At 40.7% G+C, this 17,680-nt stretch carries 14 protein-coding genes; 7 read left to right on the top strand and 7 right to left on the bottom strand.

What is annotated here, in order from left to right; all coding sequences use genetic code 11:
* Positions 1-84: 84 nt before the first annotated feature.
* Positions 85-954, bottom strand: a complete 870-nt coding sequence (locus tag Q1R07_RS08455) for an Abi family protein (protein WP_300488552.1) — start codon at positions 952-954, stop codon at positions 85-87.
* 117 nt (positions 955-1,071) lie between these two features.
* The gene (locus Q1R07_RS08460) at positions 1,072-2,214 is read right to left on the bottom strand and encodes an 8-amino-7-oxononanoate synthase (protein WP_300488555.1); all 1,143 of its coding nucleotides are present in this window, start codon (positions 2,212-2,214) and stop codon (positions 1,072-1,074) included.
* A 151-nt stretch (positions 2,215-2,365) separates the two neighbouring features.
* Between Q1R07_RS08460 and Q1R07_RS08465 the strand changes: the two genes are divergently transcribed.
* On the top strand, positions 2,366-5,674 hold the full coding sequence (locus Q1R07_RS08465) for a reprolysin-like metallopeptidase (protein ID WP_300488558.1): 3,309 nt from the start codon (positions 2,366-2,368) through the stop codon (positions 5,672-5,674).
* Positions 5,675-5,960: 286 nt separating this feature from the next.
* Here Q1R07_RS08465 and Q1R07_RS08470 read toward each other — a convergent pair whose 3' ends face one another.
* From Q1R07_RS08470 to Q1R07_RS08490, 5 genes are all read right to left on the bottom strand, one after another.
* A complete protein-coding gene (locus Q1R07_RS08470) occupies positions 5,961-6,242 on the bottom strand; it encodes a F0F1 ATP synthase subunit epsilon (protein ID WP_136404131.1) in 282 nt (93 codons plus the stop codon).
* A 48-nt stretch (positions 6,243-6,290) separates the two neighbouring features.
* A complete protein-coding gene (gene atpD / locus Q1R07_RS08475) occupies positions 6,291-7,802 on the bottom strand; it encodes a F0F1 ATP synthase subunit beta (protein WP_300488566.1) in 1,512 nt (503 codons plus the stop codon).
* A 151-nt stretch (positions 7,803-7,953) separates the two neighbouring features.
* The gene (gene glmS, locus Q1R07_RS08480; RefSeq protein ID WP_300488569.1) at positions 7,954-9,801 is read right to left on the bottom strand and encodes a glutamine--fructose-6-phosphate transaminase (isomerizing); all 1,848 of its coding nucleotides are present in this window, start codon (positions 9,799-9,801) and stop codon (positions 7,954-7,956) included.
* 3 nt (positions 9,802-9,804) lie between these two features.
* Positions 9,805-11,433, bottom strand: coding sequence for a DUF4270 domain-containing protein (locus Q1R07_RS08485; protein ID WP_300488571.1), 1,629 nt, complete (start codon positions 11,431-11,433; stop codon positions 9,805-9,807).
* Positions 11,434-11,457: 24 nt separating this feature from the next.
* Positions 11,458-12,264, bottom strand: coding sequence for a glycogen/starch synthase (locus tag Q1R07_RS08490; RefSeq protein WP_300488574.1), 807 nt, complete (start codon positions 12,262-12,264; stop codon positions 11,458-11,460).
* A gap of 106 nt (positions 12,265-12,370) precedes the next feature.
* On the opposite strand from Q1R07_RS08490, the gene panC reads away from it, so the two are divergent.
* From panC to Q1R07_RS08520, 6 genes are read left to right on the top strand one after another with little or no spacing between them, the layout of a single operon-like run.
* Positions 12,371-13,219, top strand: coding sequence for a pantoate--beta-alanine ligase (panC, locus tag Q1R07_RS08495; protein WP_300488577.1), 849 nt, complete (start codon positions 12,371-12,373; stop codon positions 13,217-13,219).
* A gap of 13 nt (positions 13,220-13,232) precedes the next feature.
* Complete coding sequence (gene panD, locus Q1R07_RS08500; protein ID WP_300488580.1) at positions 13,233-13,583, top strand: aspartate 1-decarboxylase; 351 nt, start codon at positions 13,233-13,235, stop codon at positions 13,581-13,583.
* 9 nt (positions 13,584-13,592) lie between these two features.
* A complete protein-coding gene (locus Q1R07_RS08505) occupies positions 13,593-14,555 on the top strand; it encodes a lysylphosphatidylglycerol synthase transmembrane domain-containing protein (RefSeq protein WP_300488583.1) in 963 nt (320 codons plus the stop codon).
* A gap of 52 nt (positions 14,556-14,607) precedes the next feature.
* Positions 14,608-15,750 carry an alpha/beta hydrolase-fold protein gene (locus Q1R07_RS08510; RefSeq protein ID WP_300488586.1) on the top strand — a complete coding sequence of 381 codons (1,143 nt, stop codon included), beginning with the start codon at positions 14,608-14,610 and terminating at the stop codon, positions 15,748-15,750.
* A 27-nt stretch (positions 15,751-15,777) separates the two neighbouring features.
* The gene (gene radA, locus Q1R07_RS08515) at positions 15,778-17,142 is read left to right on the top strand and encodes a DNA repair protein RadA (RefSeq protein WP_300488588.1); all 1,365 of its coding nucleotides are present in this window, start codon (positions 15,778-15,780) and stop codon (positions 17,140-17,142) included.
* A complete protein-coding gene (locus Q1R07_RS08520) occupies positions 17,117-17,659 on the top strand; it encodes a hypothetical protein (protein ID WP_300488591.1) in 543 nt (180 codons plus the stop codon). The genes radA and Q1R07_RS08520 overlap by 26 nt, the downstream gene beginning before the upstream one ends.
* Positions 17,660-17,680 lie beyond the last annotated feature (21 nt).

Consider the following 17,680-nt stretch of genomic DNA (forward strand, 5'->3'; position numbering starts at 1 on the left):
AAGCATTTCTGAATAACGGGACACTTGTGCAAAGATACAACATTCTTTTTTTGAAAGAAACAAATTCCTTTCAAAAAACAATCTTTACAGGGAATAATTTATTTTATTTAAAATGATTTCCTTTATCGCCTCGTCTTTTTCGGAATATTCTTTAAAAAGTTCATTCACACTTGTTCTTAATTCACCAGCCCTATTAGACGACACTTGTTCTAGTATAAAAACAATCACTTTTATACACGAATCCAAACAATGTCTATCATTATTATTAAAACTATAAAACGGAAGTTTTGGTATTCCATATGTGTTTCTTAAATCAAAAACAACTCCGCTATGTGCGCAATAATTTCTTACAAACACAACAACTTCCATAATCTGAATAAATTTTTTAATATCATTGACATTAAAAATTTTGGAAATCCGCTCTTTTGTTTTGCTATCCAGTAACGATTTATAAATCTTTAAATTTGTTCCAAATGTAAAATATTCTAATGTTTTCCATGCCGGAGCATATTTGTCATTTATATATCTTTTATGATGTTTGGCAATAACATTATTCTTTTTAAACTCATCATTATAATACAAATCAAAGTTCTTAATAAAAGTATTATCAATTACTTTAGTATCTACAAACCAGGTAGGACTGGTTTTATTGATATTCGACACATAATAAATTATTTTCGTCCGGAAACTCAATTCAATTCTATTGATAAATTTTATTAATACATGTCGTAAATCAACATCCATGTAATACAACTCTAAAATAGTCGAAAATCGTGTTCCTTCTTTAAAATTATGCTTATCATCAATCTCGAAAGGATTCCAGTAAAATCCCAGTCTATAGTAACCAATATCTAATAAAATTTCTTTAATCTTTTCAGACGGTAAATCTAAAACCATTCCTCTTTCTTCAAGTTTTGCAATTTGCTGATCTGTAGTCGTAGCTATATTCCCCATTTTAGCTCAAGATTTTCTTAAAGATAGTAATATTCTACAACTATTAACCGCCTCAACAATTACATTTACAAAGAGTTAAACCTAACACCAGCAAAACACGACTTAAAATCAATCACTCTATAACAAGCGATTTAAAAGGTGCAACACTTCCGATATTTCTGCTGTTGTATTATAACTATGCAAACAAAAACGCAATCGTTCCTGTCCTTCCGGTACCGTTGGCGCCATAATCGGGCGTACATCAAATCCGGATTGTTCCAATTGACGGGCAATATTTTTCACTTTTTCATTTCCCGGAATCACAGCCGATTGTATGGCCGATTTACTTCGGATAAACAATGGCTTTAATCCCAACAGATTCTTTTCCCGATTAAAATGAACGATATTTTCTTTTAACCGAATTCGCGCTTCGGCTTCCGTTTCCAAAGCCAAATATCCCGCCTGTATTGTTGCAATCGCATGCGGCGGCAAACCTGTCGTATAAATAAAACTCCGCGCAAAATTGACCAGATATTCCTTGAGTCTTACGTCGCCCAACACCGCAGCTCCATGACAACCTAATCCTTTTCCATAGGTCATAATTCGGGCAAAAACAGCTTCGCGGAGTCCTAACGCATCGATCAATCCTTCTCCTTTTTCGCCAAACACACCTAAAGCATGTGCTTCGTCGACCACAAAAAAACAACCATATCGTTCGGAAAGTGTCCCCATTTGTTCCAAATCGGGCGAATCGCCATCCATAGAAAAAACCGTTTCCGTCACGATATAAACGGATCCCTGATCATTTTGAAATCGCTTGATCTGGCGTTCGAGATCTTCCAGATCGTTATGCAGGAATTTATATGCCCGTGCATTCGAAAGGCGAATTCCGTCACGGATGGAAGCATGACTTAATTCATCAAACAACACCACATCGTTTCGTTGCGGCACACTACTAAAAAAGCCCAGATTGGCATCGTAGCCCGAATTAAAAATCAAAGCACTTTCTGATTGGTGAAAAGCCGCAATTTTGATTTCGGTTTCTGCATAAAGAGCGTGATTTCCCGATAGCAATCGCGAACCGGTAGCCCCATTATGCGAATTATGCTGTTGCAGCAACAAAGCCGTTGCTTTTTGAAAAAGCGATTCGGATCGGGCAAAACCCAAATAATCGTTCGACGAAAAATCGACGCCATTTTTTTGTTCTGGCAATTGCCGTAACGCATTGGCTACTGTCCGGGATTGTAATTTAGTCGATAGTGATACTGGAAAGCGTTTCATACTGGCAAAAGTAAGTATCTTTTTTCGTTCCCAATGTATCACAATTGTATGAAACCCAACACAAAAAGCCCTAATGATTCAAAATTAAAAACAAAAAGCATAATAAATTTTATTATTTTTAGCAACTATTTAACACTTAACCCAAACAAAAATGAAAAAACAATTACAACTAGCGTTTTTGTTACTTTTTTCATTCGCCACAGGCTTTGCCCAAACGCAAAGACTTTGGAAACCGATTGACGAAAGCAGCATCACAACGCAGAAAAAAGTAAACCGAAGTTCCTTCCCCCGGAATTACAATCTGTTCACCCTTGATCTGAACACTTTAAAAAACAGCTTGTCCAATGCTCCGATACGCGGTCAGTTTGAAGGCAAATCCAATCTAATTATCGAACTTCCCAATGCACAAGGGCAACTGGAGCACTTCCGGGTAATGGAAACCCCGATAATGGAACCGGCTTTAGCAGCCAAATATCCAATGATCAAATCGTATGCCGCCCAAGGCGTAGAAGACCCGACAGCTGTAGCCCGTTTTTCGGTTACCCAACTCGGTTTACACAGCATGACGTTATCGAGTGAAGAAAGCACGGTTTTTATTGATCCGTATACCGAAGACCGTCAAAACTATATCGTTTACAACAAAGCTTCGTTGCACCAGCCTTTTTCGGACTTTGCCTGTCTAACCGACGACGGCATCAAACTACCATCGTTAACCGAAGACCGTGTTGGCAGTCCTGAAACCGCTTTGAATACCGACGACAAAAAACTGAGAACCTATCGATTAGCACAGTCTTGTACCGCAGAATACGGTAATCTTTTCGCCGGAACCGGAACCGATGCTCAGAAACGAGCCAACATTCAGGCGCAAATGGCCATTACCATGACCCGCGTGAACGGTGTTTACGAAAGAGACCTTTCGATTACTATGGTATTTGTTGCGAATAACGACCTGTTGATTTATTTTGGAAGCACTACAGCCGATCCGTGGAGTGGCGAATACAACGTTCGTACCGGTATTACCATTGATGCCGCAATTGGTTTTGCAAACTACGACATCGGGCATAACTTTAACACCTCAGGAGGCGGAAATGCCGGCTGTATCGGATGTGTATGCAGCACCAACAGCAATCCGAATGGTGGTTTCCACAAAGGAACCGGAATGACCGGAAGATCCAATCCTACCGGTGATGCCTTCGACATCGATTATGTAGCACACGAAATGGGACATCAGTTTGGCGGTTACCATACGCAGAGTAGCTCTAACTGTCGTTCCGGAAGCGGATTAACCGAGGTAGAACCCGGTTCAGGTTCGTCTATCATGGGATATGCCGGGATTTGCCCTGCCAATGTACAGAACAATAGTGACGATTATTTTACCTATGTAAATATTCGCGATATTCTGGCCAATGTAAAATCCGGAGTAAGCTCCAGTTGCGCCCAGATCACTGCTATCACCAATAATCCACCAACTGCCGATGCCGGTAGGGATTATGTTATTCCGAAATCGACTGCTTTTATTTTAACCGGAACCGGAACCGATCCGGATGGTGATGCATTAACTTATACCTGGGAACAAAACGACCCGCAAAACCCGAACTCGGCTGCGGCACCTACAGCAACACGTGTAAACGGCCCGATGTTCCGTACCATTCGCGGTACCACATCACCCACCCGTTATATGCCGGCGCTGGCCACGGTTTTAGCCGGTAATACAGCCAATACCTGGGAAGTATGTCCATCGGTAGCCCGAACTTTAAACTTCTCGTTAACCACAAGAGATAATAAAGCCGGTGGCGGACAAACTGCTTCCGATCTGATGAAAGTAACTGTGAGCGGAACAGCCGGACCATTCCTGGTATCGGTTCCAAATACGAATGTTACCTGGCAAGCCGGTACCAACCAGAACGTAACCTGGGATGTAGCCGGAACAACCGCCAATGGTGTTAACGCTCTATTTGTTGACATTTATCTATCGACTAACGGCGGTACTTCATTTGACACTTTATTAGCGAGCAAAGTTCCGAATGACGGTTCGGAAGTGGTAACCATTCCGAATACACCGGGAGCGCAAAACCGAATTATGGTACGCGGTTATGACAATATCTTTTACGATGTTTCCAATGCCAATTTTACCATTTCTGCACCAGCGGCAACATTTGCTTCGGCCTTTAACGGTGTAGCCGGCGAGCAGAATAAATCAATCTGTACCGGATCGAGCATTTCGTATACCATTGATTATAAAGCACACAACGGTTTTTCCGGAGCCACGACTTTTAGTGCTACCGGAAATCCGGCCGGAACCACTGTTACTTTTTCACCAACAAGTATCAGCGCAAACGGTACGGTTACCATGACGGTAAGCAATACCAATGCCGCTACACCTGGTTTATACACGTTAAATGTTACAGCAACCTCCGGTTCGACAACCAAAAACGCGAATTATTATCTGGATTTACTAAACTCCAACTTCGGAACCATGTCGTTAAGCACACCGGCGGATCTTGCCGTAGGTCAGAACACAAGCGTAACCCTAAGCTGGGCAGCAAACAGCAATGCCAACGCATATGATGTTCAGGTAGCCACCGATAACGCTTTTACCAACATTATCAGTTCCGGTTCATCTGCAACAAACAGTTATACGGTTTCCGGATTATCACAGGCGACCAACTACTTCTGGCGCGTTCAACCTAAGAATGCAGCTTGTATCGGAACCTACAGTAATTCTTTTAAATTTACAACCGGACAGATCAGTTGTGCTTCCAGCGCTTCTGCTAACGTACCTATCACGATCTCCGCATCCGGAACACCGACGATCAACTCGACGTTAAATATTCCATCAGGAGGCGTTATTTCAAGCGTAGCCATCACTATGAATGTCACCCATACATGGATTAACGATATTACTGCTTTTTTAATCAGTCCATCCGGAACACAGGTACAATTATTCGCGCAACCTTGTACCAGCGATGACATCCAGAATATTGTTGCTACGTTCTCCGACAATGGTACTCCTGTAATTTGCGGTACGAATCCGGGTATTTCCGGAACGGTTCTACCGACTCAGCCATTATCGGCGTTTAACGGTCAGAATTCGACTGGAAACTGGACGTTACGAATTTCAGATGCCTACAATCAGGATGGTGGTGTTTTAAACAGTTGGAGTTTGAATATTTGTACTGTTAGTGCTGCTTTAGGACTAACCGAAACCAAGCTGAATAATTTTATGATCTACCCGAACCCGAACAACGGTTCGTTCCATGTTCAGTTTACTCCGGACGCTGCGAATACAACCGAGATCACGGTTTTCGACATTAGCGGACGTCGTATTTACAATCGCAATTTCCAAACGACGACTATTTTCAACGAGTCAATTCAGTTAGAAAATACGCAATCGGGTATTTATCTGGTAACCGTTAAAAACGGCGATCGCCAGGAAACACAGAAAATTGTAATCCGATAACACAATAACACCTGACAGGTTTTGAAACCTGTCAGGTGTATAAACCTTATAAAACAGAAAAGCCCACGCTAATACGTGGGCTTTTTTTAACGAACCGATTCCGTTGGAAAACAGAAAACACACAATCGGGTATTTATCTGGTTACCGTTAAAAATGGTGATCATCAAAAAATCTGACGCTATAACACCTGACAGGTTTCAAAAACCTGTCAGGTGTATATACAACCTATACAAAACAGAAAAGCCCCCGCTAATGCGAGGGCTTTTCTTTATGGGCTATCATTGTATTAGTCAGCTAAAACAATAATTTTATTGTCATTCATTTCTACTGTTCCGGAATTAATCGGCAACCAGTAGGTTTGCTCGTTAACTTTGTTGAATTTGGATGCAAATTCTTTTGCGATCTTCACTCCAGGGCCAACGATTTTCACATTTCCTTGACCTAATAAAGAAACGATTGGCGCGTGGTTATTCAACATCTGAAACTCACCATTTACACCCGGAACGGCTACCGAAGTAACTTCTCCTTTGAATAAAGTGGCTTCCGGTGAAACTATTTCTACAATCATATTTTCTATTAATTGATATTACGCAATTGAGCTTTTCAATTGAACGAATTATGCTTCTGCCAACATTTTTTGTCCGGCTTCGATAGCATCTTCGATAGTACCTTTCAAGTTGAATGCAGCTTCCGGCAGGTGATCTAATTCACCATCAATAATCATGTTGAAACCTTTGATTGTATCTTTAATATCTACCAATACTCCAGGGATACCTGTAAACTGTTCTGCCACGTGGAATGGTTGTGATAAGAAACGTTGTACACGACGTGCTCTTGATACAGCTAATTTATCTTCTTCAGACAATTCTTCCATACCTAAGATCGCGATGATATCCTGTAATTGTTTGTATTTTTGTAAGATCTCTTTTACTCTTTGAGCACAGTTATAGTGATCATCACCTAAGATTTGTGGTGTAAGGATACGAGAAGTAGAATCCAATGGATCTACTGCAGGATAGATACCTAACTCAGCAATCTTACGAGACAATACAGTAGTTGCATCTAAGTGGGCAAAGGTTGTAGCCGGTGCCGGATCCGTTAAGTCATCCGCAGGTACGTAAACCGCCTGTACTGATGTAATGGAACCGTTTTTAGTAGATGTAATACGCTCCTGCATCGCACCCATTTCAGTAGCCAATGTTGGTTGGTAACCTACCGCAGATGGCATACGACCTAAAAGTGCAGACACCTCAGAACCAGCTTGTGTAAAACGGAAGATATTATCTACGAAGAATAATACGTCTTTCCCTTGACCTTCACCAGCTCCATCACGGAAATACTCAGCGATAGAAAGACCTGATAAAGCTACACGTGCACGTGCTCCTGGTGGCTCGTTCATCTGTCCGAATACGAAAGTCGCTTTAGACTCTCTCATACCCGGTTTGTCAACTTTGGATAAATCCCATCCTCCATTTTCCATAGAGTGCATGAAATCGTCACCATATTTAATAATTCCTGACTCTAACATCTCACGAAGTAAGTCATTTCCTTCACGTGTTCTTTCACCTACTCCTGCGAATACAGAAAGACCACCGTGACCTTTTGCAATATTGTTAATCAACTCCTGGATCAATACGGTTTTACCAACACCAGCACCACCAAACAAACCAATTTTTCCTCCTTTTGCATAAGGCTCGATCAAATCGATTACTTTGATTCCGGTAAATAAAACTTCTGACGACGTTGATAAATCTTCAAATTTTGGAGCCAGACGGTGGATCGGTAATCCGTTTTCACCTTCTTTTGGTAAATCTCCAAGACCGTCAATAGCGTCTCCGATTACATTAAATAAACGACCATAAATATCTTTTCCAATTGGCATTTGAATCGGAGCTCCAGAAGCAACAACTTCTTGACCTCTGCTTAATCCATCGGTAGAATCCATGGAGATAGTACGAACTGTATCTTCACCGATGTGAGACTGCACTTCAAGTACTAATTTTGAACCATCATTTTTAGTGATTTCTAATGAATCATAAATCTTTGGAAGTTCGGCATTTTGTGTGTTGAATACTACGTCAACCACAGGTCCGATAATCTGTGCAACTTTTCCTATTCCTTTAGACATTGCTTATGTATTTATTAAACAGCTATTTACGTTTCTTGAAAAAACCTCTTTTTTCAGAGCGCAAAGATAGTTTTTTATATGCTAATTACGCAATTTAATTTTTGAATTTTTATAATAAAAAAGCGAATTCCGAAAAATCCGCTTTTATAATTTACTCTACCGTAACTGATTTTGCCAGGTTCCTTGGCTGATCGACATTACAATTACGCAATACTGCGATATGATACGACAGTAACTGTAATGGGATTGTGGCCAATAACGGCGTTAACGCCTCAGCAGTATCCGGAACTTCGATAACGTGATCGGCCAATTCCTTAACCTGCGTATCTCCTTTCGTTACCACTGCTATAATTTTTCCGCTACGCGCTTTGATTTCCTGGATATTACTCACCACTTTATCATAATGATTTTGTTTTGGCGCAATAACCACCACCGGCATCTGCTCATCGATAAGCGCGATAGGCCCATGTTTCATTTCGGCAGCCGGATATCCTTCTGCATGGATATACGATATCTCTTTTAACTTTAACGCACCTTCCAAAGCTACCGGGAAATTATATCCTCTTCCCAGGTACAAACAGTTTGGTGCATCTTTATAGATTTCGGCAATCGTTTTTGCCATATCATTAGTCGTTAAGGCCTCTTCCACTTTTTCAGGAATCAACTCCAACTCCAACAAATAGCGTTGGTAATCGGAATTATTCATCGTTCCTTTTGCTTTTGCCAAACGCAATGCAATTAGTGTCAGAATAGTAATCTGCGTTGTAAATGCTTTTGTAGAAGCTACTCCGATTTCCGGTCCGGCATGCGTATAAGCTCCGGCATGCGTTTCACGGGAAATAGACGACCCAACCACATTACACACTCCGAAAACAAAAGCACCTTTTTCTTTAGCCAGTTTGATTGCCGCCAACGTATCGGCTGTTTCACCGGATTGCGAGATCGCAATTACCACGTCGTTCGGATAGATGATCGGATTGCGGTAACGGAATTCCGAAGCGTACTCTACTTCTACCGGGATTCGCGCAAACTCTTCCAACACATATTCCGCCACAAGACCGGCATGCCATGAGGTTCCACAAGCTACAATCAGAATTCTGTTGGCATTCAGGAATTTTTCAATATTATCCTCAACACCTGCCATCTGGATAATTCCTTTATTTGCCAAAAGACGTCCTCTATACGTATCTTTAATTACGCTAGGCTGCTCATAAATCTCTTTTAACATAAAGTGATCATAACCGCCTTTTTCGATCTGCTCCAGGTTCATTTGCAATTCCTGGATATACGGATCTACTAATGAATCGTCTTTAATTTTACGAACCTTCATTGGTTTGTCCAGACGAATAATAGCCATTTCCTCATCTTCCAGATAAATTGCATTACTCGTATATTCAATAAAAGGAGAAGCATCGGAAGCGATAAAATATTCATCTTCCCCAATACCAATTGCCAACGGGCTACCCAAACGGGCTACCACAATCTCATTTGGTTTTTTCTTATCAAAAACAGCAATAGCGTAAGCTCCCACCACTTGGTTAAGCGCTTTTTGAACCGCTTTCCCTAATTTCAGGTTTTCCTGTTTTTGCACGTCTTCAATCAGATTTACCAACACTTCCGTATCGGTATCCGATTTAAAAACATATCCTCTTTTAATTAATTCTTTTTTAAGCGGCTCATAATTCTCAATGATTCCGTTGTGAATAATCACAAGATCACCTGAATTAGAAACATGCGGATGCGAGTTTACATCATTCGGTACACCATGGGTTGCCCAACGGGTATGTCCCATTCCGATTGTACCAGTAGTTGTTATTTCTGCCGCTACACGCGCTTCTAAATCCGTAACCTTACCTTTGGTTTTCGACAGTTTCAAATCTTCACCATCCCACAACACCACACCTGCACTGTCATACCCTCTATATTCCAGTCTTTTAAGACCTTTTATAATCACAGGATAAGCTTCTCTGTGACCCACATAACCTACAATACCACACATAAATTATTCTTTGGGTTTAGTATAATAAATTTCTAATTTTAATCTTTTATCCACATCCGAACTATTCGTTCCGTGTAGTACTGTTCCTAACGGATTAATTACCGAAGCTACAGGAAGGAATTTCACATTATATGAAGTTCCTGCTGGCGACATCGGATCGGACATCATTAACGGATTTTTAAAGTATGCACTTTTCACATTATTGATATCCTCTGTCACTACCAATCCTACCCGTACATTGGAAGAATCTTTTTTGATCAGATTATTAACATACTGCGTTAATCGCAGCTTATATTTGATTGCTTTTTTATCGCCACTCGTTTCCCGTTCCACCAATCCACCGATTACAAGCTTGCTCATTTTCGGATAATAGGAATTGGTTGTCGCATCGTAATTATAATCGATCAGTACTTTATTATTCTTAATATCGTACAAATAAATACGTTGCGGCTCGTAGGTTACGTTCTGCATCGCCGGTTTGTCGACATAAAAAGTAAGATTTGCCTCGTTGATCAACCATTTATTACTCGCCACTTGCGCACGAAGATCTTCCAACTCGGTTTTATTAAATAAATCGATATACGAAAAAGCCCCCTGACCTCCTTTTAAATACAGACGATCATCACCGGATTCTGTCGGCAGCGAGAAGCTGTTTTCTAAAAAGTTAACCGTTGTACCGGTAAGATTCAACACAATCGATTTTCGCACTCGCGTAGTCGATCCCGTAGAAGCATCGGCTTTATAACGAATATTGATTTTCGCTTTCGAGAAATCAAGCATTGCCATACAGGTTTGATTCGAAATACCTTCCACTTGAAAATACAATCCTCTGAAATATTCTTTAAACGCGTTATTATTAAACAACTTATCAGAAGACGCATTTAAGATTTTATTTTGAAAAAATGCTTTATTTAAATCCAGCCACATCCCCGGCGTATACCGTTCCAGAATCACTCGATTACCAATATCGTTATTATCAATAATCTGTCCGGCCGAATTCAGATAATTCCCGGCAGCATCCAATTTATATAGAATTGTCTCCAGATCATTCAAGTAAAACGCTTCATTTTGATTTGGAGGCCCATCATTCAACTGCAAGGTACCTCTGTTATTTTCCACCAGATTTTTCTCATCCGAAAAATATTTTTGAGCATCTCCACCGTTAGCAGGATCAAACGTTCGCAATTGGTATTTTGATTCGTAGACTCTTAATTTAAACTTATTATCTTTTCCGTAAACCGAATCCAACTCGTACAAACGCACGCCATTATCATCCGTTCCGGTTTGTGTCGCAAAATACGGCACATACACCCAAACCGAATCAATTACAGGATTATCTCCGATAGTTGGCGCCACGGAAGCCAATTGCACTTCCGACACGAAATGCGCTTTGGTTTCGCCGAAAGTGGTATTGTTCATTACCCCCAAAAGATTCACCGGCAAGTTGTTTGTCTGCACCCCACCCGTTGCTTTATTATAAGCCTCCAGCGTTTGCCCTATGTATTTCTCCATATTATAATTTTCCTCACCTACCAGATCGGAACCGACAGTATTAAAATCCTTATCGCAGGAGAACAACAAAATCGCCGTTAAAGACAAAAGCAATTTTTGTAATAATGAAATCCTATTCATATTTTTTATCAGATCAAAGAATGATTATATAACTTGATTTTTATAGAAATTAGTATATGCTTCCGCAAAAGCATCTTTGGGCACGAAAGGTAAAAAAGGTTTACCCGATGTTTCTATAAATTTTGTTAAACTTGGAGAGAGCTCCTCAGAAGCTATAATTACTGCATCCGAATGCAGAATACTGGCTTTCATAATATTTTCGTAGTTCGGAATTTCCAGGTCGGTGATCGACGCGTTCGGAACTTCATCAAACGCCACTTTTTTCATCATTTCCGGATCCAGTGTTCCATCAAATGACTGCGCATAAACAGACGTTACAATTTTAGTATCGGCAAAAAGGGCTTCATCTTTATAATAATGTTTCATATAAATCGGAAGCATACCCGCCAACCAGCCATGCACGTGAATAATATCGGGTACCCAGTTTAATTTTTTAACGGTTTCCACCACTCCTTTTGCAAAAAAGATAGAACGCTCGTCATTATCCGGATACAACACACCATCCTCATCCGAGAAAGTAGCTTTGCGTTTAAAGTATTCATCATTATCGATAAAATAAACCTGAATACGCTCTTTCGGTATAGAAGCCACCTTAATAATTAACGGCATATCCATATCGTTTACCACTAAATTCATCCCAGACAAGCGGATAACCTCATGCAATTGGTGCCTGCGCTCATTGATATTCCCATATCGAGGCATAAAAATTCTGATTTGTCCTCCTTGATCATTGATCATTTTTGGCACGTCGTACGACATTAAAGAAACCTCATTTTCAGCTAAATAAGGCACCACTTCAGATGATACATACAATATCCTCTTATCATTCATTGCATTAAATTTTATTTATTGGATATAAAAAACATGCAAAATTACAAAATTTTATGCAGTTGTTTGACAAAATAGTAATTTTGCACCCAATTTAAATCCAAAGCAAATGTTTGTTTTTGCCAAAAAAGCAGATTTAGCGCAACATTTAGCGCAAATCGGCACATCCAAAAAAACGATTGGGCTTGTTCCTACCATGGGCGCATTACATCAGGGCCATCTTTCCCTGTTGCAAAAATCCTGTTCCGAAAATCAGATTACGGTTATCAGCATATTTGTAAACCCGACACAATTTAACAATTCGGAAGACCTTGAAAAATACCCGAGGCATATAGACCGTGACATCGAAAAGGTTCGTACGGTATCGGAAGACATCCTGATTTTTGCTCCAACAGTAGACGATATTTACGAAGGCAATACGACAGCTGCCGCATTTGAATACGACGGTTTGGAATTTCAGATGGAAGGCGCACATCGTCCGGGTCATTTTGACGGCGTTGGAACGATTGTAAAAAAACTGTTTGAAATTGTACAGCCAACGAATGCTTATTTTGGCGAAAAAGATTTCCAACAACTTCAGATTGTAAAGAAACTGGTTCAAAAATACCATATCCCGGTAAACGTAATCGGATGCCCGATACACCGGGAGGCAAACGGACTGGCCATGAGTTCCCGAAATGAGCGTCTAAGCAGCGAAGCCCGGGAAGAAGCTTCCCTGATTTACAAAACCCTGTTGGAAGCCAAACAAAAATTCAGCACCCAATCGACCAAGGACGTTATTGATTATGTCACCCGTACCTTTGCCAAATATCCCGCCTTTGAACTGGAATATTTTGAAATTGCAGATGAGGCCACCTTATTATCTGCCACTCGCAAAAGCAGCACTAAAAAATACCGCGGCTTTATTGCGGTTTACATAAACAATATCAGATTGATTGACAATATTGCACTAAATTAATTACCTTTGCACCATGCAAATTCAAGTTGTTAAATCCAAAATTCACCGTGTAAAGGTGACTGGAGCCGATCTAAACTACATCGGAAGCATTACGATTGACGTCGCTTTGATGGAAGCTTCCAATATTTTTGAAGGAGAAAAAGTCTCTATTGTAAACATCAACAACGGGGAACGTCTCGAAACCTACGCCATTCCCGGACCACGTAACAGTGGGGAAATTACCCTAAACGGACCCGCTGCACGAAAAGTTCACAAAGGCGATATCATTATTATCATTTCATACGGAATTATTGGTACGGAAGAAGCAAAAGACTTCAAACCGGCTATCATTTTCCCGAACGAAAATGACAATACATTAACCTAGATCATTCTTTTGAAAGAGAAATTTAAAAAAACCATAGGCATCATACTCCCACTCTTGTTGGGAGTTTTTTTAGTGTATTACGCCTACCATAAATTCACACCCGAACAGCTGGACGAAATGAAAAGCTATTTCCGGAATGCGAATTACAACTACATTCTGATTTCGACATTTTTCTCACTGGTGAGCCTTGTTGCAAGAGGGTATCGCTGGCGTTTCAGTTTGGAGCACATGGGTTATTTCTCTCCCTTTAAAACCAATCTGGCCGCGGTTTGCATCGGTTATCTGATGAACCTTACCATTCCGAGATCCGGAGAAGTTTCGCGCGCACTGATTGTTAAAAAATACAAAGATGTTCCTTTCGACAAAGCCTTCGGGTCCATTATTGCCGAACGGGTGATCGACCTGGTTATACTGTTAGCCTTAATGTTCACGGCACTTTTATTACAATTTGACAATCTGAAAACCTTTTTGGAACAGAAAATCCCGGTTCATAAATTAATCCTGCTTGGCGTGAGCGGTGTTGGAATACTTATCGCTGTAACATTGGTGTTTTTATATTCCAAATGGCGACCGGTTGTGATTATCAAACAAAAAATATCCGGATTAATCGAAGGGGTTCTAAGTGTATTCCGAATGCCGCACAAATGGGCCTTTCTATTTTACACAGCCGTGATCTGGATCGGTTATGTACTCACTTTTTACTTTGCCATTTTTGCCATTAAAGAAACCAGCACCATCAGTTTTGGCGTAGTCGTTACTGCATTTGTGGTCGGAAGCCTTGCTATTAGTTTTACCAATGGCGGTTTTGGTGCTTTTCCATTATTGATTTCCGAGATTTTAGTCCTGTATTCGGTACCCGAAACAGCCGGTACTACTTTCGGTTGGATCCTTTGGACATCGCAAACCGGACTAATCATTTTGATGGGACTACTTTCCTTTTTGTTATTGCCGCTTTTACATCGAAATAAATAATTTTTGTTATCTTGCTTCTCTATTCCAAAACTACGAGAAACTACTAACAAACATGAAACGAACGCTACTACTCCTGGTAACATTTTTACTGAGTCACGCTCTCTTTTCCCAAAAGACAGTCGAGGCTTTTAATTCCGAAAAACTGAAGGAAATCCGGGAAATTACCATTATCACCCCGGACAATTACGAGAGCAATAAAGACAAAAAATACCCCTTACTACTCGTCCTTGACGGCGAATACCTAACCAATCCTTTTTATGGTGTTTTTTCCTATGGTGCTTATTGGGATGATCTTCCGGAAGTAATCATCGTTGCCATCAATCAGAATAAAAACAACGAAAGAGAATACGATACTTCTTATGACGAAGGTGGATTACCGAATGAAAAAGGGGCTAAATTTTTCGAATTTATCGGTGCGGAATTATTGCCATATGTTGAAAAAAAATACCGTGTAGCACCATTCCGTATGATTGCCGGATTGGATACCACAGCCGGTTTTTTAAACTTTTTCTTATATAAAGACAACCCGATTTTCAATGCGTATATTTCATTAAGTCCGGAATTTGCTCCGGAAATGGAAAACAGAATTCCGGAACGACTGGCTGCTATTCAAAAACCGATTTTCTACTATCAGGCGACTTCCGATGGTGATCTAAAAAAAATCCAGACCAAGATGAAAACACTGGATGAAAAAGCAAAAGCCGTTACAAACAGCAATCTAAAATACCGTTTTGATGAATTTAAAGGACTATCGCACTATTCGCTGGTAACTTTTGCCATTCCGAATGCTGCTTATCATATTTTCGATGGCTACCAACCGATTTCAACAGTTGAATTTCAGGAGAAAATTGCCAAATTACCAACCGGTCATACGCAGTATTTGATTGACAAATACACCAACCTGGAAAAGAAATTGGGATACAAACCTACCATCCGTTTAAACGACTTTAAAGCGATTGAAGCCGCTATCCTTAAAAACAAAAATTACGAAGAGCTATTAACGCTTTCGGACGTAGCCAAAAAGAACTATCCGAAAAGCATGATCAGCGAATACGAAAAAGGCTTGTATTACGAAAATACCAACGATAACAAAAAAGCCTACAAAGCCTATATGAGTGCCTTTAACCTGGAACCTATTGGCGACCTGACCAAAGACGGTATGCTGGAAAGAGCCGATGCCGTAAAATCCAGATAACAATTACAAAAAGAGAATACATCCGAAATGGCGATCAAATTAAAAACAACCTTCTTCTGTCAAAGCTGTGGCACACAATATTCTAAATGGCAAGGCCAATGTAATGCCTGTAAAGAATGGAATACCATAGTCGAAGAAGTCATCCAGAAAGAAGAAAAGGTTGCCTGGAAAGCCAGTTCTACTGAAGTTAAAAAAGCGGCTAAGCCATTAAAAATAAATGAAATCGATTCTGCCGAGGAAATCCGAATGGACACTACCGACGGCGAACTCAACCGTGTATTGGGCGGCGGACTGGTTCCCGGTTCGCTTACCCTTTTAGGTGGTGAACCCGGTATCGGAAAGAGTACGCTATTGCTGCAAATTTCCCTAAAACTTCCCTATAAAACCTTATACGTTTCCGGAGAAGAAAGTCAGAAGCAGATTAAAATGCGTGCCGAACGAATCACAACCAACAGCGATAATTGTTATATCCTGACGGAGACTAAAACGCAAAACATTTTCAGGCAAATCGAAACCATCGAACCCGAAATTGTGATCATCGATTCCATCCAAACGCTTCATACCGACTATATCGAATCATCGGCCGGAAGCATTTCTCAGATCCGGGAATGCACCGCCGAATTGATCAAATATGCAAAAGAAACCAATGTCCCGGTAATCCTTATCGGACATATCACCAAAGACGGAAACATTGCCGGTCCGAAGATATTGGAACACATGGTCGATACCGTTTTACAATTTGAAGGCGATCGGAATCACGTATATCGTATTCTGCGTTCGCTAAAAAACCGTTTTGGTTCTACAGCCGAATTGGGCATTTACGAAATGCAAGGCAGCGGACTACGTGAAGTTGCCAATCCGTCGGAAATCCTGATTTCGCATAAGGAAGAAGAATTATCCGGAACTGCCATTGCCACCACACTCGAAGGAATGCGTCCGTTGATGATTGAAATTCAGGCATTAGTCAGCACAGCCGTATATGGAACGCCACAACGCAGCACGACCGGTTATAACGCCAAGCGATTAAATATGATTTTAGCCGTATTGGAAAAACGCGCCGGATTCCGATTGGGTGCCAAAGACGTTTTCCTGAATGTAACCGGTGGTATTTCGGTAGACGATCCGGCAATTGATCTGGCCGTTGTAGCGGCTATACTTTCGTCAAACGAAGACATTCCGGTAGGCAAAGATTATTGTTTCGCGGGAGAAGTAGGTCTTTCCGGAGAAATCCGCCCGGTAAACCGTGTGGAACAACGGATACAAGAAGCCGAAAAACTAGGTTTCGGAACCATATTCATATCCAAGTATAATAAAGTAGCGGTTAAAAATACCGCAATCAACGTTAAAATGGTGTCTAAAATTGAAGATGTGGTTAGCGAGTTGTTCGGGTAAAAACTATTATTACGGGCTTATCAGCTGTCTGTTTGTGCTTATCGGCTGTCAGAACGAAAAGCACCAAACAACCTATGGAAAAATCCGGGTTACGGACACTTCCCATTTTGAAGTGGCTAAAACCAGTCCGCTATTCACCATACAGGAAAGCGTCGATAACGACTTCCGTGATTTTGGAAACATACTGATCCTTAAAAAAATAAATCCCAATTGTATTCAAATTAAAAACGTATCCAACGACGGCTATACCGGACAAAGTATCACATTTACCATTGATTCGACACTAACCATTGTTACCGCTAACTATAGTCATTGGACCGATGCTCAGGACGGCTCAAAAGAGTCTTTCACTGTAGATCAACTTACCGCCAAGCTCAGTAAAAATCCATTTAAGGAAGGCATCGAAAAACTGGAAGGCGAATTCGAAGTCAAAGCTACGACTACGCGCTACCCTTCTGAATTTTACAAATTCCCGTTTCAATACAGAAATGATTTTTTCGGGCGCTTCCAATCCTAATCAAAAACGATTCGCACTTTT

It is taken from the genome of Flavobacterium sp., assembly GCF_030146175.1.
GTDB lineage: Bacteria > Bacteroidota > Bacteroidia > Flavobacteriales > Flavobacteriaceae > Flavobacterium.